This is a genomic window from Kribbella sp. NBC_01245 (assembly GCF_036226525.1).
Lineage (GTDB): Bacteria > Actinomycetota > Actinomycetes > Propionibacteriales > Kribbellaceae > Kribbella.
Genome location: NZ_CP108487.1, coordinates 4551242 through 4572699, shown reverse-complemented (window position 1 = coordinate 4572699; position 21458 = coordinate 4551242). Strand labels below are relative to the sequence as shown.

General features: G+C 67.7%; 19 protein-coding genes. 9 read left to right on the top strand and 10 right to left on the bottom strand.

Annotation, left to right across the window (positions count from 1 at the left end):
• Positions 1-11 precede the first annotated feature (11 nt).
• Positions 12-1559, top strand: coding sequence for a glycoside hydrolase family 13 protein (locus OG394_RS20420; protein WP_328988592.1), 1548 nt, complete (start codon positions 12-14; stop codon positions 1557-1559).
• Positions 1560-1885: 326 nt separating this feature from the next.
• Here OG394_RS20420 and OG394_RS20415 read toward each other — a convergent pair whose 3' ends face one another.
• From OG394_RS20415 to OG394_RS20400, 4 genes are read right to left on the bottom strand one after another with little or no spacing between them, the layout of a single operon-like run.
• The gene (locus OG394_RS20415) at positions 1886-4138 is read right to left on the bottom strand and encodes a heavy metal translocating P-type ATPase (protein WP_328988591.1); all 2253 of its coding nucleotides are present in this window, start codon (positions 4136-4138) and stop codon (positions 1886-1888) included.
• A gap of 25 nt (positions 4139-4163) precedes the next feature.
• Positions 4164-5120: a hypothetical protein gene (locus OG394_RS20410; RefSeq protein WP_328988590.1), complete on the bottom strand. Its 957-nt coding sequence runs from the start codon at positions 5118-5120 to the stop codon at positions 4164-4166.
• Positions 5117-5335 carry a heavy-metal-associated domain-containing protein gene (locus OG394_RS20405; RefSeq protein WP_328988589.1) on the bottom strand — a complete coding sequence of 73 codons (219 nt, stop codon included), beginning with the start codon at positions 5333-5335 and terminating at the stop codon, positions 5117-5119. The genes OG394_RS20410 and OG394_RS20405 overlap by 4 nt, the downstream gene beginning before the upstream one ends.
• A 38-nt stretch (positions 5336-5373) precedes the next feature.
• Complete coding sequence (locus tag OG394_RS20400) at positions 5374-5670, bottom strand: metal-sensitive transcriptional regulator (RefSeq protein ID WP_328988588.1); 297 nt, start codon at positions 5668-5670, stop codon at positions 5374-5376.
• A gap of 167 nt (positions 5671-5837) precedes the next feature.
• Between OG394_RS20400 and OG394_RS20395 the strand changes: the two genes are divergently transcribed.
• From OG394_RS20395 to OG394_RS20375, 5 genes are all read left to right on the top strand, one after another.
• Positions 5838-6455, top strand: coding sequence for an RNA polymerase sigma factor (locus OG394_RS20395; protein ID WP_328988587.1), 618 nt, complete (start codon positions 5838-5840; stop codon positions 6453-6455).
• Positions 6455-7570 (top strand): CU044_5270 family protein, encoded by a 1116-nt coding sequence (locus OG394_RS20390; RefSeq protein ID WP_328988586.1) that lies wholly within the window; start codon positions 6455-6457, stop codon positions 7568-7570. Before OG394_RS20395 ends, OG394_RS20390 begins: the two co-directional genes overlap by 1 nt.
• 96 nt (positions 7571-7666) lie before the next feature.
• Positions 7667-8008, top strand: coding sequence for a hypothetical protein (locus OG394_RS20385; protein ID WP_328988584.1), 342 nt, complete (start codon positions 7667-7669; stop codon positions 8006-8008).
• Between the two features lie 93 nt (positions 8009-8101).
• Positions 8102-9040 carry an ABC transporter ATP-binding protein gene (locus tag OG394_RS20380; RefSeq protein ID WP_328988583.1) on the top strand — a complete coding sequence of 313 codons (939 nt, stop codon included), beginning with the start codon at positions 8102-8104 and terminating at the stop codon, positions 9038-9040.
• Positions 9037-10014: an ABC transporter permease subunit gene (locus OG394_RS20375; protein ID WP_328988582.1), complete on the top strand. Its 978-nt coding sequence runs from the start codon at positions 9037-9039 to the stop codon at positions 10012-10014. Before OG394_RS20380 ends, OG394_RS20375 begins: the two co-directional genes overlap by 4 nt.
• An 83-nt stretch (positions 10015-10097) precedes the next feature.
• Here OG394_RS20375 and OG394_RS20370 read toward each other — a convergent pair whose 3' ends face one another.
• Positions 10098-11177, bottom strand: coding sequence for an ABC transporter ATP-binding protein (locus OG394_RS20370; protein WP_328988581.1), 1080 nt, complete (start codon positions 11175-11177; stop codon positions 10098-10100).
• Between the two features lie 232 nt (positions 11178-11409).
• Here OG394_RS20370 and OG394_RS20365 point away from each other — a divergent pair, with 232 nt between their 5' ends.
• On the top strand, positions 11410-12426 hold the full coding sequence (locus OG394_RS20365; protein ID WP_328988579.1) for a LacI family DNA-binding transcriptional regulator: 1017 nt from the start codon (positions 11410-11412) through the stop codon (positions 12424-12426).
• A 189-nt stretch (positions 12427-12615) separates the two neighbouring features.
• Here OG394_RS20365 and snpA read toward each other — a convergent pair whose 3' ends face one another.
• Positions 12616-13281 carry a snapalysin gene (gene snpA, locus OG394_RS20360; RefSeq protein ID WP_328988578.1) on the bottom strand — a complete coding sequence of 222 codons (666 nt, stop codon included), beginning with the start codon at positions 13279-13281 and terminating at the stop codon, positions 12616-12618.
• Between the two features lie 152 nt (positions 13282-13433).
• Positions 13434-13910 carry a redox-sensitive transcriptional activator SoxR gene (gene soxR / locus OG394_RS20355; protein ID WP_328988577.1) on the bottom strand — a complete coding sequence of 159 codons (477 nt, stop codon included), beginning with the start codon at positions 13908-13910 and terminating at the stop codon, positions 13434-13436.
• Between the two features lie 386 nt (positions 13911-14296).
• Here soxR and OG394_RS20350 point away from each other — a divergent pair, with 386 nt between their 5' ends.
• Positions 14297-16426, top strand: a complete 2130-nt coding sequence (locus OG394_RS20350) for a DEAD/DEAH box helicase (RefSeq protein WP_328988576.1) — start codon at positions 14297-14299, stop codon at positions 16424-16426.
• Between the two features lie 54 nt (positions 16427-16480).
• On the opposite strand, the gene OG394_RS20345 is transcribed toward OG394_RS20350, so the two are convergent.
• From OG394_RS20345 to OG394_RS20335, 3 genes are all read right to left on the bottom strand, one after another.
• Complete coding sequence (locus OG394_RS20345) at positions 16481-16708, bottom strand: hypothetical protein (RefSeq protein WP_328988574.1); 228 nt, start codon at positions 16706-16708, stop codon at positions 16481-16483.
• Between the two features lie 174 nt (positions 16709-16882).
• Entirely contained in the window at positions 16883-17311 is a 429-nt protein-coding gene (locus OG394_RS20340) for a hypothetical protein (protein ID WP_328988573.1), read from the bottom strand.
• A 178-nt stretch (positions 17312-17489) separates the two neighbouring features.
• Positions 17490-18101, bottom strand: a complete 612-nt coding sequence (locus tag OG394_RS20335; protein WP_328988572.1) for a TetR/AcrR family transcriptional regulator — start codon at positions 18099-18101, stop codon at positions 17490-17492.
• A 146-nt stretch (positions 18102-18247) separates the two neighbouring features.
• Here OG394_RS20335 and OG394_RS20330 point away from each other — a divergent pair, with 146 nt between their 5' ends.
• Positions 18248-21451, top strand: coding sequence for a penicillin acylase family protein (locus tag OG394_RS20330; RefSeq protein ID WP_328988571.1), 3204 nt, complete (start codon positions 18248-18250; stop codon positions 21449-21451).
• The last annotated feature ends 7 nt before the right edge of the window (positions 21452-21458 follow it).

Sequence of the window (21458 nt, the reverse complement as noted above, 5' to 3'; positions counted from 1 at the left end):
AAGGAGCAGGCATGTCCCAAGCTTGGTGGCGTGGTGCGGCGATCTACCAGGTCTACCTGCGGAGCTTCGCCGACGGCAACGGGGACGGGATCGGTGATCTCGCGGGCTTGCGGGCGAAACTGCCGTACCTGGCCGAGCTCGGTATCGACGCGATCTGGCTGAACCCGTGGTACCCGTCGCCGATGGCCGACGGCGGGTACGACGTGGCGGACTACCGCGATATCGAACCGGCCTTCGGCACGCTGGCGGAGGCGGAGAAGTACATCGAGGAGGCGCACGCCCTCGGTATCCGCACCATCATCGACATCGTGCCGAACCACGGATCCGACCAGCAGGAATGGTTCCGCCAGGCGCTCGCGGCCGGACCTGGATCGCCCGAGCGCGAGCGCTTCATCTTCCGCCCCGGCCGCGGGGTGCTCCCGCCCAACGATTGGCAGTCGATCTTCAACGGCCCGGCGTGGACCCGGGTCGAGGATGGCGAGTGGTACCTGCACCTCTTCGCGCCGGAACAACCCGACTTCAACTGGCACAACCCGGAGGTGGTCGAGGAGTTCCACGACGTACTGCGGTTCTGGCTCGACCGTGGCGTCGACGGCATCCGGATCGACTCGGCCGCCGTACTCATCAAGGACCTCGACAGTGCGGCCGAGTCGTACACGGATCACGACGGCGTGCACGACATCTACCGCGAGTGGCGCCGCATCACCGACTCGTACGACGGGCGCTTCCTGGTCGGCGAGATGTGGATGGAGGATCAGGAGCGCTTCGCGTTGTACCTGCGGCCGGACGAGATGCACACCGCGTTCAACTTCGACTTCCTCTCGCGAGCCTGGCGGGCGGACGAATTGCGGGCGTCGATCGACCTGACCCTCGACACGCACATCCCGATCAAGGCCCCGCCGACCTGGGTGCTCTCGAACCATGACGTGACCCGTCCGGTGACGAAGTACGGCCGGCCCGATACGTCGTTCAGCCACGCCGATCGCAAACACGGGATGACGACGGACCTTGAGCTCGGGGTACGTCGCGCCCGCGCCGCCGCGCTGCTCGCGATGGCCCTGCCGGGCAGCGTGTACGTCTACCAGGGCGAGGAACTCGGTCTGCCCGAGGTCGAGGACATCCCGGACGCCTTGCTGCAAGACCCGATCTGGCACCGCTCGGGTGGTACCGACCGCGGCCGCGACGGCTGCCGCGTCCCGCTGCCCTGGTCCGGGGCCGAACCGCCCTTCGGCTTCGGACCAGGTGGTACGCCGTGGCTCCCGCAACCCGTCGACTGGAAGAACCTCACCGTCGAGGTCCAAACCCCCGACCCCGGCTCGATGCTCTCCCTCTACCGCGCCGCCCTCTGGATCCGCCGCGCCGAGTTGGGCGACGGCACCCTCACCTGGCTCCCCACACCCCCAGACGTACTCGCCTTCACCCGCAACTCCGGCCTAACCTCCATCACCAACCTCAGCCCCACCCCCGTCCCCCTCCCACCCCACACCCAAGTCCTCCTAACCAGCACCCCCCTCCAAGCCGGCCACCTCCCCCCCGACACAACGGCCTGGCTCCGCTAACCGTCATCGGACCCTTGTGACGCGGCGTGTCGCGCATCATCGGACCCTTGTGACCATCGGGATGCCGCACTTTGCATGCCAGGCAGTGCCTGCACGGCGATTCGGCCAGGCGGATCGCCAGGTCCACAGGGTGAGGCGAAACGGTGCGGGCCAGCAGACGGGTGAGGGCGGATTCCGACGAATGAATGCAAAGTGCGGAAGGGCCCGTCGCCCTGGTCAGAAGAGTCCGATGATGGGCGACACGCCGCGTCACAAGGGTCCGATGAACGGGATACAAGATGTGACCACACGCCGACATTTCGGAATGTCGGCGTACGGTCACACGGTTAGGGCTCTGGGGTGGTGAGGGGGGTGAAGCGGCGGAGGCGGAGGGAGTTGGAGACGACGAAGATGGAGCTGAAGGCCATCGCGGCGCCGGCGAGCATCGGGTTCAGGAGCCCTGCGGCCGCCAACGGGAGGGCGGCCACGTTGTAGGCGAAGGCCCAGAACAGGTTGCCCTTGATCGTGCGCAGGGTGTTGCGGGACAGCCGGATCGCGTCGACCGCCGAGCGCAGGTCGCCTCGCACCAGGGTGAGGTCGCTTGCCTCGATCGCCACGTCCGTGCCCGTACCCATGCTCAGCCCGAGATCGGCTTGGGCGAGGGCGGCCGCGTCGTTCACGCCGTCGCCGACCATCGCGACGATCCGGCCTTCGCTCTGCAGCTGCTTGATCACGTCGACCTTGCCGGCCGGCAGCACCTCCGCGATCACCTCGTCGATGCCGACCTCGGCCGCCACCGAGTTCGCAACGGCCTCGTTGTCGCCGGTCAGTAGCACCGGCCGGAGCCCGAGCGCGCGGAACTGGCGGATGGCCTCGGCGGAGCTGGGTTTGACCGTGTCGGCCACGACCAGCACTGCCCGGGCCTGACCGTCCCACCCGACTGCGACCGCCGTACTGCCCTCGGTCTCGGCGTGGGCTTTCGCATGCGCGAGCGCGTCCGGCAGGTACTGGCTCCACTCCTCCAGCAGTCGCGTCCGGCCGACGAGAACGGCGTGCCCGTCGACGATGCCCTGAACCCCAAGGCCTTCCACGTTGCCGAAGTCCTCGACCTCGGGCAGCGCGCCCACCTCGGCCATGGCGCCAGTGGCGATGGCCTGGGCGATCGGGTGTTCGCTGGAGTGCTCGAGGGCGCCGGCGAGACGCAGCACCTCGGCGCGGTCTTCACCGTCCGCGAGCAGTACGTCGACCAACGCCATCCGGCCGGTGGTCACGGTGCCGGTCTTGTCGAGTACGACGGTGTCGACGCGACGAGTCGATTCGAGCACCTCGGGACCCTTGATGAGGATGCCCAGCTGCGCGCCTCGGCCGGTCCCGACCAGCAGCGCGGTCGGAGTGGCCAAGCCCAGCGCACACGGGCAGGCGATGATCAGCACCGCGACCGCGGCCGTGAACGCCATCTCGGCAGTGCCGCCGTTGCCGAGCCAGAAGCCCAACGTGGCAAGGGCCAGCACGATCACGATCGGTACGAATACGGCCGAGACGCGATCGGCCAGACGCTGCACGGCCGCCTTCCCGTTCTGCGCGTCCTCGACCAGGCGGGCCATCTGCGCGAGCTGGGTGTCGGAACCGACCCGCGTCGCGCGAACCACCAGGCGGCCGCCCGCGTTCACAGTGGCGCCGACGACGGCGTCACCCGCGCCGACCTCGACCGGGACGGACTCGCCGGTCAGCATCGACGCGTCCACCGCGCTGCTGCCGGTCACGATCACGCCATCGGTGGCGATCTTCTCGCCGGGCCGTACGACGAACTCGTCGCCAACGGCCAACTGGTCAACGGGAATCCGCACCTCGGTGCCATCGCGCAGAACCGCGACATCCTTGGCGCCGAGCTCGAGCAATGCCCGCAGGGCCGCACCGGAACGACGCTTCGCCCGGGCCTCGAAATACCGCCCGGCGAGGATGAACGTCGTGACGCCGGCGGCCACCTCGAGATAGATCTCCTCGGCGCCGGAACCACGTGACGGGATCAGCGTGAACGGCATCGTCATCCCGGGCTCACCCGCGCCGCCCACGAACAAGGCGTAGATCGACCAGGCGAACGCGCTGATCACGCCGAGCGAGATGAGCGTGTCCATCGTGGCGGCGCCGTGACGCAGATTCGTCCAAGCGGCCTTGTGGAACGGCCAGGCGGCCCACGTGACGACCGGAGCCGCCAGTGTCAGCGATGTCCACTGCCAAAAGTTGAACTGCAAGGCCGGAATCATGCCGAGGGCAATCACCGGAACCGCCAGCACGATCGACGTGATCAGCCTGTCCCGCAAGGGCTTCAGCTCATCGGTCTCAACAGCCTCAGTTGTTTCGGTTGGCGCTGCGGGCAGTGCCGCGGTGTAGCCGGTCGCCTCGACGGTCGCGACCAAGTCGTCGGTGCTGATGCCCTCGGGGTAGCTGACCTTCGCCTTCTCGGTGGCGTAGTTCACCGTGGCGGTGACGCCCTCCATCCGGTTCAGCTTCTTCTCCACCCGGGCCGCGCAGGAGGCGCAGGTCATGCCACCGATGGTGAGCTCGATGCTGTGGCCGGGAGTGGCCGCGGGGTTGGTCATGTGTCCTCCTCTCGTGATACCTGGGTCAGTGCCCGTGCGGGGTCGTGTCTTCGGTGGGCGTCGGGATCGGCTGGTTGCCCGAGGCCCCTAGTGAGACCGTGAACTCGGCCGTCCGGACCGCGCCGCCGTGCTTGAAGTCCAGATAAAGCCGGTAGAGCCCGTCCGTCGGGAAGGTCGTGCCGAACTTGATCTCCGGACCACCCTTGCCGCCGGCAACGGCATCCTCGGTCGGGTGCGTGTGCAGGTAGGCCAGATCGCCAGAGCGCAACGAGACCAGGTGCCCGTAGGCGCCCAGGTACGGCTCCAGGTCGGCCACCGGCGCGCCATTGCGTCGTACGGTGAAAGTCAGCTCCGACTCCTTGCCGGCGACAGGACTACCCGCCAGCGTTACGTCGTACCCCTCGACATTGGTCGTAGTGGTTGCCCGGGGCAACGGGACGGGCTTGAACAGACCCGCCACGGTAACGTCCGCACCCAGCGTCAACGTCCGCCCGAGGGCCGCGGGCGCGAAGTCCGCGAAGACCCGCCACGTCCCGCCGGCGGTGAAGTCGAACGGGATGCTCCAGGTGCCATCGGCGGCCCGCGTCGGGTGCACGTGCTTGAACCCGGCCAGGTCACGCCGTACGACGATCAGGTGCAGGTCCTTCTCATGTGTCACCTGGTACGACGTGAGGGGTTTGCCGTCCGGGCCGATGATCTTGAACTTGAAGGGGATCGGTCCGGTCGCGGCGAACGACGTCTGCGCCGGGACCAGCGTGTAACCGGCCTCGGAGATCGCGAGACCGGGCGGCTGGGTCGAGCCGCCCGTCTCGCTGTGCCCTTCGCCGTGTGCCGGACCTTCGGTGGTCTCGGTATGCGGCGCGGCCTCGGGAGCGGCGTCCGCGACCGGATCGAAGGCACCACCGAGCGCGAAGGCACCGCCGAAGGCGAGCAGTAGCGCACCGGCGAAACCCGCGAGCTTGAGCGCGACGCCGCGGGTCATGACGCGGTCAGCTCGTAGCCGGCCTCGTCGACGGCGGCGCGCACGAGGGACTCGTCCAGATTGGTCTCGCTCACCACGTGCACCGCGGAGGTGCCGCCCTTGACCAGGTCGATGGTGACCTCCTGGACGCCGGCCAGTTTGGTGAGCTCTTCGGTGACGGCGGAGGTGCAGTGGCCGCAGGTCATACCGTTCACCGCGTAGGTCGTGGTTGCCATGACAGTTCTTCTCCTAGCTCGTGGTTTTCAGGGATCGATCAGCTACGGACGAGGCGGGCGATGGCGTCGGAGGCCTCGCGGACCTTCTCCTCTGCCTCGGAGCCGCCGCGCTGGGCGGCCTCGACGACACAGTGCTGCAGGTGCTCGTCGAGCAGCTCGAGCGAGAACGACTGCAGCGCCTTCGTCGCGGCCGAGACCTGGGTGAGGATGTCGATGCAGTACTTGTCCTCCTCGACCATCCGCTGCAGGCCACGGACCTGGCCCTCGATCCGGCGCAGCCGCTTGAGGTGGCTGGTCTTCTCGGCGCTGTAGCCGTGGGTGTGCTCGGTGGTCATGGTGTTCCTCCCAGGTCTGGCGGTGTTGATTACCCCGTGGGGGTATCGACCAACGTTCGTTACGGTACCCCCTCAGGGTATGCCGCGCAAGTCTGCTGACCCAATCGGGGTGGCAACCTGGCCGGATTCCGCGTGAACGCGGGCGAGGTGTCCGGGCAAGGAGGGTTATGACGATGACCCAACGCGGCGCTTCGGAGGTCGATATCGGCACCCAGTACGGCGAAGACCGCCCCGATCTCGCCGGGCCCGATTCGGCCGGGGAGTTCGGCCGCCTCTTCGATACGTACGCCGATCAGCTGTATCGGTATCTGAGCCGCCGAGTGGGTGCCGACACCGCGCACGACCTGGTCAGCGAGACCTTCCTGGCGGCCTTCCGGCAGCGGCGACGGTACGACCCGCAGGCGGCGGTGGTGCGTGCTTGGCTGTACGGCATCGCCACCAACCTGGCTCGCCGGCACGCGCGTCAGGAGGTTCGCGCGCTCCGGGCCCTGGCGAAGGTCGACGGTCGGGCGGGCACCCAGGCGGGGCATGACGGTCAGGTGGCCGATCGGGTCGACGCCCAGGCGATGGCGCGACAACTCGCGCCGGCGTTGGCGGATCTGAGTGACGGCGACCGCGACGTACTGCTGCTGACCTCTTGGGCCGAGCTCAGCACGGTCGAGGTGGCCGAGGCGCTGGGTATCCCGGTCGGCACGGTGCGATCCCGGTTGCACCGAGTCCGCCGGCGGCTGCGTGCCACGGCACCCCTGAACTCCCCGAACTCTCCGGACGGAGGCGAAGCGTGATGACCGACAAGAACGTACGTCCGATCTGGTCGGACGACGACCTCGACAATGCGCTTGGCGCCCTGCGAGCGGAACGCGGAGTAGAGCCGGACCTGGCGAGCGCCCGGCAGGCCCTGGTGGCGAAGGTGTCGAACGCGCCCGTGGGCTTGAGTCGGCGCTGGGGCGGCTGGGGTGGCGCGCTGGTCGCCGCTGCCGCAGTACTCGCGCTGATCGGTAGCGCGGTCGTCGTACAGCAGGTGATTTCCGCGGATAGGCCTGACCCGAGCGATAGCGGGACCGAGGCGCGCGAACGGTTGATGGCCGCCGCGGCGAGGATCAAGCCCCTGCCGGCTCCGCGCGCGGGCCAGTACTCCTATCTGATCATCAGGAGGTACAACCACAGCGTGCAGCAGGCCAAGGGATACACCCCGCCGGCCCGGTTGATGACCACGCCCCCGCCCGGGACCTATGTCTCGCCGGATCCGGGTGATTGGGCAACCTCTAGGACGATCAACTATGTCTACAAGACGGAGTACTGGGTGCCGGCCCGGATGACCGATACCTGGCGCAGGGTCTACACCTACGGCGACCAGCACTTTCAATCGACTGCCTCGCCGCCGCCCTACCGCAAGCCCAAGGTCGAGATCAAAGAGGCGCCTTGCGGAGATTGGGGCTCAAAGCCGAGCTGCCGCAGGGAGCACGGATTGGGTCGGGCGACGCCGGACTTCCTGGCCAAGCTGCCGAGGGATCCGGAAAAGCTGCTCGCACAGCTTCGAGCGCCGGGCGCGGGCCCAGCGGGCCGGCGGGACTCCATGGTCCTGCACGAGCTACGCCAGTTCCTCGAGATGCCGAGGATGCCGGCGGATGTACGGCGGGCGCTCTTGGGTGCGCTGGCGTTGCTGCCGAATCTCCGCGTCGTCGAGAACGTGGCGGACCAGTCCGGCCGGATCGGAACGGCGTTCCGCTATGAGACGACTGACTGGGCGATCGACATGATCGTCGACGAGAAGACAGGTGCCTATCTCGGTCAACGAACCGCCAACAGGATCGAGATCGCCTACGCGGGCCCGCCCGGAATCGTTGAGCGCACCTCTGTTCAGGAGGTGATCGTCGACGGGATGGGGCAGCGTCCGTAGCGGATGAGGCCCGCCTCCTTTCGAGGGCGCGGCTGCTGGCGATTGCGGACAAGGTCTGGCCGGTTGTGCCGGTGCCGGCGGGCAAGGTGGTCCGGCATGACGAGTGACGCCCAGTCGATCCGTGAGATCGCCGACCTGTTCGGCAATCCCGCCATTCCGAACGACGTACGCACGACGATCTTCCGTGCGGTCGCCCAGTTCCCGGGCTTGCGGGCGGTCGAGACCAAGGATCTCGCCGGCCGCCGGGGTATTGCCTTCGGGGTGGCGAGTGACGTCAAGTGGATCGAGTTCATCGTCGATCCGGCGACCGGCGAATACCGGGGCGATCGCGACGTACTGCTGCGGGACTTCCCGGAGGACGGGCAGAAAGCCGGCGACGTACTGACGCTGTCGACCCAGCGCGAGTCCATCGTCAACAGGGTTGGTCAGCGCCCGTAGCAATTGGTTCGTGACCAGGAGCAACAAAATGGGCCGTACCGGCGTCTCCTTTCAGGAGCGCCGGTGCGGTGTTCTTGGGATGAGGCGGTGGAAGTGGCGACGTCAGAGCTCGCAATCGACACACACGGGCTGCGGAAGACCTATCGGACGCTGCGCGGTAAACGCGTCGTCGCGGTGCAGGGGCTGGATCTGCAGGTGCCCGTGGGAGGTGTGCACGGCTTCCTCGGGCCGAACGGTTCGGGTAAGACCACCTCGATCCGGATGTTGCTCGGCCTGATCCGGGCCGACGCCGGCACGATGTCGGTCTTCGGCCGGCCGGTGCCCGAGCACCTTCCCGAGGTCGTCGCACGGGTGGGCGCGATCGTCGAGTCGCCGAAGTTCTTCCCGGCCTTCAGCGGCCGCCGCAACCTGGAGCTACTGGCCGACGCGATCGGGACGCCGCGGCGCCGGGTCGGCGAGGTGCTCGAGGAGACGGCGCTCGGGGATCGCGGCAAGGACAAGTTCAAGACGTACTCGCTGGGGATGAAACAGCGCCTCGCGATCGCGGCCACCCTACTCAAGGAGCCGGATCTGCTGATCTTCGACGAGCCGACCAACGGCCTCGACCCGGCGGGTATCCGGGAGATTCGCGAGACGATGCGCGGTCTCGGTGACGCGGGTAAGACCGTCTTGGTCAGCAGTCACATCCTGGCCGAGGTCGAGCAGGTCGCCGACACGGTCTCGATCATCGGGCACGGCCGGCTGCTCGCGTCCGGCACGGTCGCGGAGGTCATCGGTTCAACCACGGCCACCACGGTTCGCGTCGGTGTCTCCGATCTCGTCGGCGCCACCCGGGTGTTGACCGAGGGCGGGCTGACGGTCCGGCCCGACGGCCAGCACCTCCTCGTGGAGGGTGCCAGCGAGTCGGCCGAAGTGACGAAACGCCTTGCGCAGCAGGGTTTGTACGTGTCCGAGCTGGTGCCGGTGCGAGCCGGGCTCGAGTCGGTCTTCCTCGAACTCACCGCCGGTGAGGGGCTGGGTGGTGACCGATGATCCGCCTGACGAAGGTCGAGCTGCGCCGGTTGTTCGCTCGCCGATTGACCCTGATCGGGTTGGTGGCGGCACTGCTCGGTTCGGGGCTGATGCTGTTCGCGACGTACCAGGAATCCAAGCCGTTGCCCGCCGACCAGGTGGCCGCGTCCCGGATCGAGTTCGATCGCTATTCGAAGTCGTTCCCGGCCGATCTGGAGCAGTGCAAGCTCCAGGAGGCCAAGCAGAAGGAGACCGACCCCGCGGCCGCGATGGGCTGCGACCAGATGGTGCCGCCGCGCTGGGAGGACTGGATCAAACCGGAGACCGTGTTCTCCGAGGCCATGCCGTCGTACCTGCTCGGGGGGACGTACCTGCTGTTGTTCATCGCGTTCCTGCTCGGCGCGGGGTTCATCGGCGCCGAGTACAGCAGCGGCGCGCTCGGGAGCTGGCTGACGTTCGAGCCGCGGCGGCTGCGGGTCTACGCCAGCAAACTGTCGGCGGCGTTTGCCGGTCTGGTGCCGATGGCGATCGGGTTTGTCGCGCTGCTGATCGCCGGGGGCTGGATCATCATCGACCGGAACGGCTCGACCGCGGGAATGACGGGAGAGCGCTGGGGCGATTTCGCTGAGATCGGTCTGCGGGTCACCCTGCTGACGGCGGTCGCGGCGATGCTGGGCGTGGTGATCGGCGGTCTGTTCCGGCACACGGCGGCCGCGCTGGGGCTCGCGATGGCCTACCTGGTGATCGTCGAAGGCATGCTCATGGGCCTGGTCGGCAACCAACAGCCTTGGCTGCTCCGCCTCAACTTCGACAGCTGGATCAAGCACGGTACGACGTATTACGTGGAGAACTGCCGCCAGGTCGACGGCTATTTCAACTGCGAGTCTCTCGAGAAGCAGCTCTCCTTCGGGCATAGCGCTGTCTATCTGGCAGTCCTGACCGTGGTCGTCGTGGTGCTCGGCGCCGTGGTGTTCCGCCGCCGCGACGTCACCTAACCCCGGAACCTAAGCCCGGATGCACTTCGGCCCCGGTTCGCTTGCGGGAGCCGGGGCCGAAGGTACGTCGTACGCCTTGGTTATCAGGCGATGAGGCGGTCCTCGGAGGAGGTGGCGAAGAGGTGCAGCTTCTCCGGGTGGGCCGCCAGGTGCACGATCGAGCCCTTCTCGACGGCCATCCGGGCGCCGATCTTGGCCACGATCTGCTGGTGCTCGTTGTTGTGCTCGGCGGTGCCGTAGAGGAACGCGTCCGCGCCGAGCTCCTCGATCACGGCGACCTTCACCGGGAGACCCTCGTCGGCGACGACGAACGCCTCCGGCCGGACACCCAGCCAGACGTCCTTGTCGCTACCGGCCTTGGACAGGATGTCCCGCGCGACCGGAACGGTGTAGTCGCCCACCTTGGCGCCGCCCTCGGTGATGTCCGCCTTGAGCAGGTTCATCGCGGGGGAGCCGATGAAGCCGGCCACGAACAGGTTCTTCGGGTTGTCGTACAGGTTCAGCGGGGTGTCGACCTGCTGGAGCAGACCGTCCTTCAGCACCGCGACCCGGTCGCCCATCGTCATGGCCTCGACCTGGTCGTGGGTGACGTAGACGGTGGTGACGCCGAGGCGCTGCTGCAGCTCGGCGATCTGGGTGCGGGTCTGGACCCGGAGCTTGGCGTCAAGGTTCGACAGCGGCTCGTCCATCAGGAAGACCTGCGGGTTACGCACGATGGCGCGGCCCATCGCGACGCGCTGACGCTGACCACCGGACAGGGCCTTCGGCTTGCGGTCGAGGTACTCCTCGAGGCCGAGCAGCTTGGCCGCCTCCTGGACGCGCTTGGCGCGCTCTTCCTTGGCGATGCCCTGCATCTTCAGCGCGAAGCCCATGTTGTCGGCGACCGACATGTGCGGGTAGAGCGCGTAGTTCTGGAAGACCATCGCGATATCGCGGTCTTTCGGCGGACGGTGCGTGACGTCGCGGTCGCCGATGTAGATGGAGCCCTCGTTGACCTCTTCGAGGCCGGCCAGCATGCGCAGCGAGGTGGACTTACCACAACCGGACGGCCCGACCAGCACCATGAACTCGCCGTCCTCGATCTCGAGGTTGAGCTTGTCCACAGCGGGCTTTTCGGAGCCGGGGTAAACCCGGGTGGCTGCCTTGAACGAGACAGTAGCCATGACGAAACCTTCCTTCACCGGCAGGAACGTGCCGGACGATCCGAGTAAAGGCCCCCGGGTGGGGGTGCGCCCATCCTGACCGCCCGGGGCCGATCAGACAAGCGGTACGGCGTGTGAGATATCCGGACTGTTCACCTGTCTGACCGATAACGGCCAATCCTGGGACGCGCGCGGCTGCAAGATCTTGCACGTTCTTGCTGCAAATTCAGCGTCTGATGGTTAGAGTTCGCGCGTGAGCAGAGCAAGATTGGCCGATATCGCGGTCAAGGCGGGGGTCAGCGAAGCAACCGTGTCCCGGGTGCTGAACGGGAAGCCCGGCGTCTCCGAGGACACCCGTCAGGCAGTACTGACCGCACTGGACGTGCTCGGTTTCGAGCGGCCGTCCCGATTGCGGCGCCGTTCGGCCGGTCTGGTCGGGCTGGTGATGCCCGAGCTGATCAACCCGATCTTCCCGGCGTTCGCGCAAGTGATCGAGTCGACGCTCTCGCAGCGCGGCTACACCCCGGTGCTCTGCACGCAGTCGCCCACGGGTGCCAGCGAGGACGAGTACGTCGAGATGCTGCTCGAGCGCGGCGTCTCCGGCATCATCTTCGTCTCGGGTCTGCACGCCGACACCGGCGCCGACCACACCCGCTACCAGGCCCTGGTCGAACGCAATCTGCCCGTCGTCTTCCTGAACGGCTACCTGCCCGGCGTCGACGCGCCCTTCATCTCCTCTGACGAGTTCGCCGCGATGGAACTGGCCGTCAGCCATCTCGTTGCCCTCGGCCACCGACGGATCGGGTTCGCCTCCGGCGCTGAGCGATTCCTGGTCGTACAGCGCAAACTCGCCGGCTACCGCACCACCATGAAGGCACAGCTCGGTCTGTCCGACGCGGACGTGGACGAGTTGGTGGAGCTCAGCATGTTCGGCGTCGAAGGTGGCGCGGCCGCCGCGCAACCCTTGTTGGACAAGGGCGTGAGCGCGGTAGTCTGCGGCTCCGACATGATGGCGCTCGGGGTCATCCGCGCGGCCCGCCAGCGCGGTCTCTCGGTACCGGGCGATCTCTCGGTGGTCGGCTACGACGACGCTCCGATGATGGAGTTCACCGACCCGCCGCTCACCACGGTCCGCCAACCCGTCAACGCCATCGGCCTGGCCGCCGTACAGGCCCTGATCGAGGAAATCCGCGGCCACGCCACCCCCCACACCGAATTCCTCTTCCGCCCAGAACTCGTAGTCCGCGGCTCCACCGGCCCCTCCCACTAGTCCGACGCAGCCGCAGGTCTTTGCATTCATTCGTCGGAATCCGCCCTCGCCCGCCGCTGACCTGTACCGGTCCGCGATGGCTGAGAGGGCGGATTCCGACGAATGAATGCAAAACACCACCGACAGCGCGGAGCCCGGAGCCGCTCCCCCGAGGGGCGGTTCCGGGCTCCGGTTGAGGGGCGAGGAAAGTCAGCGGACGGTCTTGAAGGTGCCGCCGGTGGTGGTCAGGCCGTTGGCCCAGAGCTGCTCGACCTTGGACCGCTCGGCGGCATCCGGGTTCGGGTTGGTGCAGGAGGTGCCGGGGCCGCCGCCGGACATCAGTTCGCTGCACGGGCCCGAGTAGTGGTCGGGCAGGCCGAGAACGTGGCCGGTTTCGTGTGCGGTGACGCGGAGGGAGTCGTACTCCTGGTTCTGCGCGTAGTCCAGGAAGATGTAGCCGCTGCCGTGACCGTTGGTGGACGCGTACGAGCCGCGCGGGTCGTTGCCCTCGCGGTAGTTGAAGTCGTAGTCGCTGCCTTCGACCAGCGTCACGTTGTCGACCGCGTTGTTCCAGATCTGCGTGCTCTGGGCGATCTCCGACGCGAAGGTCGGCGCCGCGGCCGCGCTGTAGGTGACGGTGACGGCCGCGGAACTGCCGCCCTTCTTGGCCTGCTTGGCGCGGGCCGACTTCATCACGGCGTCGTAGAAGGCCTTGGTGTTCGCCTCGTCCGCAGGCGATCCGGCGTACGACGAGACGAACGTGGCGGCGTCCGTGGTGGTGGGTGCCTGTGCCGTCGGGGCGGCGGCGAAGGCGGGAACGGCCAGGGCGGCCGTGGCGATTCCGGCGATCGCGGACAGAATCCGGCGTCGGGACATGGAAGCCTCACTCCCTGTTCAGTGGCGGATTGCGATCAGCGGGTCACTCATCGCAACTGAGCAGGGATGTTGCCAACCTGGAAGGAATTCCACATCAGATCGGGAAAAAGGCAGGGGTTAACCCTCGTGCGGCTGGGCGGTCGCTATGCCCTTCATAGCTCGCTGGGTATGCCCACGTTCAGAATGCGGGCGCCCGGTCCACGCTCGGCCAGCCGGTCGTTCTTGTTGTAGAGGTTGCAGCGTTGCAGGCTCAGGCAGCCGCAGCCGATACAGCCGTCGAGGTCGTCCCGCAGCCGCTCGAGCTCGGAGATGCGCTCGTCGAGCCGGCTCCGCCAGGATTTCGACAGCCGGGACCAGTCGGTCCGGGTCGGCGTCCGGTCGTCGGGCAGCGAGTCGAGCGCGGCCTTGATCTCCGAAAGGGCCAGGCCGACGCGTTGGGCCGCCTGGACGAACGCGACCCGGCGCAAGGTGCTGCGCAGGTACTGCCGCTGGTTCCCGGCGGTGCGCCGCGAGGTGATCAGGCCCTGGTCCTCGTAGAACCGCAAGGCCGATGAGGCGACCCCGGCCCGGCGGGCGATCTCGCCGATAGAAAGCCAATGGTCCTTGCTCAGTGTGGTTTCCTCGGCCATGTCCCTCACTCTAGGCCGCGGATCCACATAGTTAAAGTTAACTTGATGTACGTCGTCTCGGGCGCGGGCGGGTTGTTCGGGCGGCGTGCGGGTGTGGGCGGGGTCACGGGGATGGTTTCGGAGAGTGGTCAGGGTGACGCTGCGGATCGGGTAGACTGATCACCGTCGGTTGCGCGAGTCGCGTCACCAAAAGCATTTCCCAGGCGCTCCGACCCATCGGTTCAGCATCCGCTGAAGACCCCCGATGACATGGGTGCAACGCGAAGCACCCGCAGGTCGATGCCAATCTCCTGCCCTGTGTCCTCCCTGGCCAGATTTCTGGTCAGGTGCTGACGTGCGCGGGCTGCGAACATGGCATTGAGCCGTGTGTTCGAGAGAGAGATTGCGTGTCCCAGCAGGACCAGCGTTACATCCCGGCCGATGGCGATTCAGCGGCCGATCGTAATAAGAAACCCCGTCACAAGAAGTTCCAGAACCAGTCGTACGGCGAGCGGATGGCCGCCGGCGCAGACTTCACTGCGCCCGCTGAGCGTTCCGCTCCGGCGGCGCGGCCCGCCACGAACGATCGTCAGGAGCGTTCGACCGATCGCCCCGCGCGCTCGTACGACCGTCCCGCCTCGTCTGACCGCGGCAACGACCGTGGCAATGACCGTGGCAATGACCGTCCGGCGTACGACCGTGGCGATCGCAATGACCGTCCGGCGCGTTCGTACGATCGCAATGATCGTCCGGCGTCCTCGGACCGTGGCAATGACCGTCCGGCGCGTTCGTTCGACCGCAACGATCGCCCCGCGCGTTCGTTCGACCGTAACGACCGTCCGGCCTCGTCGGACCGTGGCAACGACCGCCCCGCGCGTTCGTACGACCGCAACGACCGTCCGGCGTCCTCGGACCGTGGCAACGACCGTCCGGCGCGTTCGTTCGACCGCAACGACCGCCCCGCGCGTTCGTACGATCGCAACGACCGTCCGGCCTCGTCGGACCGTGGCAACGACCGCCCCGCGCGTTCGTTCGACCGGAACGACCGGAATGACCGCCCGCAGCGTTCGTTCGACCGCAACCAGGGTTCGTCGTACCGTGGCTCGGTTGACCGCGAGGACCGTGGCGGCAGCTACGCCCGGGCCGACCGGGACGAGCGCCCGGTGCGTACCGACGTGGTCGAGGACCTCGGCACGGTGGACCCGGACAACAAGTTCGCCGAGCTCGGCCTCGCGCCGCGCCTGGTGCAGCGCCTCGCCAAGGAAGGCATCACCGCGCCGTTCCCGATCCAGGCCGCGACCATTCCGGACGCGCTCGCGGGTAAGGACGTGCTCGGCCGGGGTCAGACCGGTTCCGGTAAGACCCTCGGATTCGGCCTGCCGACGCTGATGCGTCTGGCCGGCGGTCACACCGAGACGCGGCGCCCGCGCGCCGTCATCCTGGTGCCGACCCGTGAGCTCGCCATGCAGGTGCACGACGCGCTCGAGCCGCTCGCCCACGTGATGAACGTGTCGGTGAAGCTGATCGCGGGCGGACTGCCCTACCCGAAGCAGATCGACGCGCTCCGTCGTGGTGTCGACCTGCTGATCGCCACCCCCGGCCGGCTGATCGACCTGTGTGAGCAGGGCGCTGCCGACCTCGGTGCGGTCGAGGTGATGGTGCTGGACGAGGCCGACCACATGTGCGACATGGGCTTCATGCCGGCCGTCACCACGCTGCTCGACATGACGCCGACCACCGGTCAGCGGTTGCTGTTCTCGGCGACGCTGGACAACGACGTCGACAAGATCGTGCGCAACTACCTGAAGGACCCGGTCACGCACCAGACCGACTCCGCTCAGGCCGCGGTGACCACGATGGAGCACCACCTGCTGGTGATCGAGCCCGGTCACAAGCAGTCGCTGACGGCCGAGCTGGCCAGCCGCGACGGCAAGACCATCGTCTTCGTTCGCACCAAGCTGGGCGCCGACCGCGTCGCCACCCAGCTCCGCGACCGGGGCGTGATGGCCGCCGCGCTGCACGGCGGTCTGACCCAGGGCGCGCGTAACCGCACCCTGGACCAGTTCAAGGACGGCTCCGTGCCGGTCCTCGTCGCCACGGACGTCGCGGCTCGCGGCATCCACGTCGACGACGTCGGTCTGATCGTTCAGGCCGACCCGGCCGCGGACCACAAGGACTACCTGCACCGTGCCGGTCGTACGGCGCGTGCCGGTGGCAAGGGTTCGGTCGTCACGCTCGTGCTCCCGCACCAGCGTCGCGGCATGATGCGTCTGGCCGAGTCGGCCGGCGTCGAGACCGAGCCGGTCCGCGCCCGTCCGGGTGACGGCCTCGTGACCGAGCTGACCGGTGGCGCCAAGCCGTCGGGCTACCCGGTCAAACTGCCCGAGCCCAAGTCGGCCAAGCGTGGTCCCGGTGGCGGCTTCAAGGGTGGCAAGCGCTTCGGCGGCGGCAACCGGTTCGACGACCGCCGAGGTGGCGGCCGCGGCCCGGGCCGTTCCAGCGGCCCCCGCCGCGAGTCCAACCGCGCCTCGTACTAACCAGCACCAACCGAAAGCTCCGGTGGATCCCCATCCACCGGGGCTTTCCCCTTTCTATCGATCGGTACGACGCGCGGTCACGTAGGTGGCGACAGCCTGCACGTCGCGGAAGCCCGCCTGTTCAAGCAGTGCGGTGATCTCGGGGATCGAGATGACGCGTCGTTCCATCACATCGTCGTCCTGGCTGCCGTCGTCGTGCCGCCACGTCCGCCAGGTGGTGACGATCCGTCTGTCCGCATCCCACTCAGACCGCGTTTCGACCTCTGCCGCCGGATCCGCCAACCGCGTCGATCGGCGAGCGCCGTCCGCGTTCGGCTCCGTGAGGGTGAGAATGACGAGCCGCGTCCGCGGGTGGCTATGGACGGCGATGTACGACGCCGTCGTCGGCAGTCAGTCGGTCATAGAGGTCCGGCCGTCGGTAACTGAGGTTGGTCTGCGACAAATCGGCAGCACGAGTCATTGGGGCCTTCGGTGCCAGGTGTGGTGGGTGGCGTACAGGGTGGCGGCGGCTAGGGGGAGTTCGATTAGGGCGGCCATGGCTAGGGCGGCTAGGTGTTCGCGGCCGGTGGTTGTGGTGGTGTCGACGTAGGCGTCTATCAGTAGGAGGGCGGCGGTGGGTAGCGCGAAGACGGCCAGGCGGGGGTTGTGCTGGCGGTAGAGGAGGCCGGTGAGGATGAGGCCGGCGGCTTCGAGGGCGTCGAGCAGGACCCAGAAGTAGGACCAGGAGACGCCGTCGGTTGCTGAGGGCAACTGGATGGCGAGGAAGGTCAGCCAGGGGAGTTCGATCAGTCCGGCGGCGAGTAGTAAGTAGGGGAAGAGGCGCCGAGCGCGGGATAGGCGCGGTCTCAGCGCCGGCGGTTCCTTGCCCGTGGCCCCTTTGAGCACCTGACCAGCGTACCCAGCCTGGGCGAGGCGGACCGCCAGGTCCACGCGGCGATCGATTTCGCCCAGGCTCGCCCCGTTTGGATCACCGTGTGGTGCTGGCGATCCGCTCGCCCTCTTGGTCATTAGGGCCCGATGATGCGCGACACGCCTCGTCACAAGGGCCCGATGAACGGGGAGGTTAGTGCGCGGCGGCGGGGGTGGGGGCGGCGAGGGTGATGAGTTGGGTGGTGAAGGCGTCGAGAGTGGCCTTGGCGGCGGGTGTGTCGCGGTCTACCAGCCAGCCGAGGGTTACGCCGTCGGTTACGGCTAGGGTCATGCGGGCCAGGAGGTCGACCGGGGCGGCGAAGGTGATGTCGGCCGCGGAGGCGATTTCGGCCAGGATCTGGGTGATGCCGGCCAACTGGCGGTCGCGTTGTTCGCGGGCGAGCGGCTCGGTCTCGGCGTTTCGGAGCGCCCAGCTGGTCAGCTCGTACGTCAGCAACTGCGCGTCGGGCGTCTCCTCGACCAATCCCCAGAACCCGCGGAACGCGTTGCGCACACTCGTCGGTACGTCGCAGCCGGGCGCGATCGCGCGCTGGGCGGCCACGACCTGGGCGTCGGAGATGACCCGGATCGCCTCGTGCAGCAACTCCTCCTTCGAGCGGAAGCAGTAGTGCACGATGCCGACCGAGATGCCGGCCTCCTCGGCGATCCGCCGGGTGGTGGTGGCGGCCAGACCTTCGCGCGTCGCGACCCGGATCGCCGCCTGGATCAGGTCGGCGCGGCGCTCGGTGGCGGGGACTCGGGCCATGGCCCCACGGTAGTCGGGATCCTGAATTGGTCAACCGTCCAAGTCAACTGACCTGGACTATTGACCGAATCGAGGCGGTCGGTCATTGTCAATCGGGACGTCCCTGCATCGTCATCCCGAGCCCGCCGAGCTTTGAGGGAGGACCCGTGACGCGACCGCGCCGCTCCGCAGCCCGCACCACCTCACGCCGTACCCGTTTGATCGCCATCACCGCGGCCGCCGCCGTCGTCATCGCGGGCCTCGCCGCCCCGAAAACGGCGCCAACCGCACAGGCCGCGCCAACCACGCCGACAGCCGCGCAGGCAGCACAGCTAGCAGCAGCGCCGCCGGACTATTGCGTGGGGCAGTGCGCGGATATCCTCCCGCCCGGGCAGAACGGCAACGCCACCTTCGCGGAACTCCTTGCCTTCAAGGCATTCGGCACCCGGCCGGCCCACTTCAGCGATACCAAGAAGGCGTACGAGGATCTGGTCTGGAACTACCAGGGCATCACCGACGACGGCCTCAATCCGTATTTCGACGACCAGGGCTTTGGCGTCGCCCCGGCCGACGTGGCGAGTACGTACCAGCCGCGCGCGGACGTCACGATCGTGCGGGACAAGTCGCGCGGCATCCCGCACATCACCGGTACGACGCGCGAAGGCACGATGTTCGGTGCGGGTTATGCCGGGGCGAACGATCGCCTCTTCGTGATGGATGTCTTCCGCCATCTCGGTCGCGGCCAGCTGACGCCGTTCGCCGGTGGGGCGCAGGCCAACCGTGAGTTCGAGCAGCAGTTCTGGAGTACGGCGCCCTATACCGAGGCGGAGTTGCAGGCGCAGTTCGACTCGGCCGACGAGCTGTACGGCGCGGACGGCGTCAAGATGCAGCGGGATATCCAGGCCTGGGTCGACGGGGTCAACCACTACATCAACACGGTCGGCATCGCGTATCCCGGCGAGTACGTCGCCCTCGGCCTGCCGACGCCGCGGCCGTGGAAGGTCACGGACGTGGTGGCGACGGCCGCCGTGGTGGCGGGCATCTTCGGCGGTGGCGGCGGTGGTGAGATGGCGTCGGCGCTCGCGTTGATCGAGGCGCGGGCGCGGTACGGCGTCACGCAGGGCACCAAGGTGTGGGAGGCCTTCCGTTCGCAGAACGACGTCGAGGCCAACACCACCGTGCACAACGGCGCCACCTTCCCGTACGGCGTGACCGAGGCGAATCCGGCCGGCCGCGCGCTGCCGGATCGCGGGTCCGTCACGAAGGAACCGCTGGTGGTCGATCAGACCGCTTTTGCTGGAAAAGCGCCGAAGGTTGCCAAGGGCAACGAGAAGCTGAAGGGCATTCTCAAGGACGGCGTCTTCCCCAAGGGCTTCGGCTCCAAGGGCATGTCGAACGCGTTGCTCGTCTCGGGCGCGCACACGCAAAGCGGCAACCCGATCGCGGTCTACGGCCCGCAAACCGGGTACTTCGCCCCGCAACTCTGGGTCCGCCAGGAGCTCCAAGGCCCGGGCATCAGCTCACGCGGCGTGGCCTTCGCCGGGCTCAACTTCTACACGTTGATCGGGCGCGGGCAGGACTACTCGTGGAGTGCCACGTCGGCCGGCCAGGACATCACCGACACGTACGCCGTGCCGTTGTGCGAGCCGGGCGGTGGTACGCCGACCAAGGCCTCAACGCATTACGTATTCCGTGGGTCGTGCCTGCCGATCGAGCGGCTCGAGCGGCACAACGAGTGGTACTCCAGCCTCGGTTCGCCCGAGCCCGCCGGGTCGTACACGCTGGTCGCGAACCGGACCAAGCTCGGCCTGATCACGCATCGCGGGACCGTTGGCGGTAAGCCCGTCGCCTTCACGAAGAACCGGTCGACGTACGGCAACGAGTCCGGATCGGCGCTCGGGTTCATGCTCTTCAACGACCCGAATGCGGTGAAGTCGGCGCAGGACTTCCAGCGTGCCGCGGGCAAGGTCGGCTATGCGTTCAACTGGTTCTACACCGACAAGACCGACATCGCGTACTACAACTCCGGCGACAACCCGGTCCGCCCGGCCGGCGCTGATCCGAACCTGCCGACGTGGGGCTTGCCGGCCTACGAGTGGCTCGGGTGGAACCCCGCGACCAACCGCGCGACGTACACGCCACCCGCGCAGCATCCGCAGGTGGTGAACCAGGACTTCCTCACCAGCTGGAACAACAAACAAGCGCCTGGCTTCTCCGCGTCGGACGGCAACTTCAGCTATGGCGCCGTGCATCGCAGCCAGCCGCTCGATACCAGGATCAAGGCCGTTCTCGGTGCCGGGCAGAAGTTCACCCGGGGCCGGCTGGTCGAGGCGATGGAGGACGCGGCGACGGTCGACCTTCGCGCCGAGCAAGTGCTGCCGTACCTCCTGCGGGTCCTCCGCAGTGGCTCGACCGATCCGGCCGTGGCTGACGCGATCGCGAAACTCGAAGCCTGGAAGGCGTCGGGGAGTTTGCGAAAGACCAGTGGCCCAGGGGCGGTCTACTCGCACAGTGACGCTATCCGGATTCTCGACGCGTGGTGGCCGTTGCTGGTGGCAACACAGTTCAAGGCTCTGGGGCCTGAGTTGTACGGCGCGTTGGTGTCGACGATCAAGGTCGACGAGCGGGCGAACCACCAGGGTTCGGCGTACCAGAGTGGTTGGTGGGGATTCGTTCAGCGTGATCTTCGTAAGGTCCTCGGTGATCCGGTCAAGACGCCTCAGCCGGTGACGTATTGCGGTGGCGGCGATCTGACCCAATGCCGGACATCGCTGGCCGAGTCGTTGCTGGCGGCGACAAAGGTGCCTGCGGCAACGGTCTATCCCGCATCGGGCGATTGTGCCGCGGGCGACCAGTATTGCGCCGACTCGATCGTGCACCAGCCGATGGGCGGCATCACCCAGGACCGCACGCATTGGGTCAACCGGCCGACGTACCAGCAGGTGATCGAATTCCCCGCGCGACGTGGGGATGACGTGAGCAACCGGGCCCTCGGGAAGACGGCGACCGCGAGCAGCCACGAGACCGGCTGGTACAACTCGCCGCCGGCCAACGCGACGGACGGGAATCCCGGGACGCGTTGGGCCAGCAACTGGTCCGATCCGCAGTGGCTGAAGGTCGATCTCGGTGCGGAGCAGAGCGTTGCCCGGGTGGTGCTGCGGTGGGAGGCGGCGTACGCCAAGGGGTATCGGATCGAGGTGTCGAGTGACGGTACGACTTGGCGCCAGGTCTACGCGACGGCTGCCGGGAATGGCGGCGAGGATGTCGCGCGCTTCCCCGCGACGGCCGCGCGGTATGTGCGCATGACCGGGACGCAGCGCGCGACGTCGTACGGGTATTCGGTGTATGAGCTGGAGGTGTATAGGCATTGACCTCTTG

Bases quoted from the DNA above. Each gene is read 5' to 3' on its own strand.
- OG394_RS20420 (WP_328988592.1), top strand. From the start codon at position 12: ATGTCCCAAGCTTGGTGGCGTGGTGCGGCGATCTACCAGGTCTACCTG.
- OG394_RS20410 (WP_328988590.1), bottom strand. From the start codon at position 5,120: ATGACCCGCGGCGTCGCGCTCAAGCTCGCGGGTTTCGCCGGTGCGCTA.
- snpA (WP_328988578.1), bottom strand. From the start codon at position 13,281: ATGTCCCGACGCCGGATTCTGTCCGCGATCGCCGGAATCGCCACGGCC.
- OG394_RS20375 (WP_328988582.1), top strand. From the start codon at position 9,037: ATGATCCGCCTGACGAAGGTCGAGCTGCGCCGGTTGTTCGCTCGCCGA.
- OG394_RS20390 (WP_328988586.1), top strand. From the start codon at position 6,455: ATGACCGACAAGAACGTACGTCCGATCTGGTCGGACGACGACCTCGAC.
- OG394_RS20395 (WP_328988587.1), top strand. From the start codon at position 5,838: ATGACGATGACCCAACGCGGCGCTTCGGAGGTCGATATCGGCACCCAG.
- soxR (WP_328988577.1), bottom strand. From the start codon at position 13,910: ATGGCCGAGGAAACCACACTGAGCAAGGACCATTGGCTTTCTATCGGC.
- OG394_RS20385 (WP_328988584.1), top strand. From the start codon at position 7,667: ATGACGAGTGACGCCCAGTCGATCCGTGAGATCGCCGACCTGTTCGGC.
- OG394_RS20400 (WP_328988588.1), bottom strand. From the start codon at position 5,670: ATGACCACCGAGCACACCCACGGCTACAGCGCCGAGAAGACCAGCCAC.
- OG394_RS20405 (WP_328988589.1), bottom strand. From the start codon at position 5,335: ATGGCAACCACGACCTACGCGGTGAACGGTATGACCTGCGGCCACTGC.
- OG394_RS20335 (WP_328988572.1), bottom strand. From the start codon at position 18,101: ATGGCCCGAGTCCCCGCCACCGAGCGCCGCGCCGACCTGATCCAGGCG.
- OG394_RS20370 (WP_328988581.1), bottom strand. From the start codon at position 11,177: ATGGCTACTGTCTCGTTCAAGGCAGCCACCCGGGTTTACCCCGGCTCC.
- OG394_RS20415 (WP_328988591.1), bottom strand. From the start codon at position 4,138: ATGACCAACCCCGCGGCCACTCCCGGCCACAGCATCGAGCTCACCATC.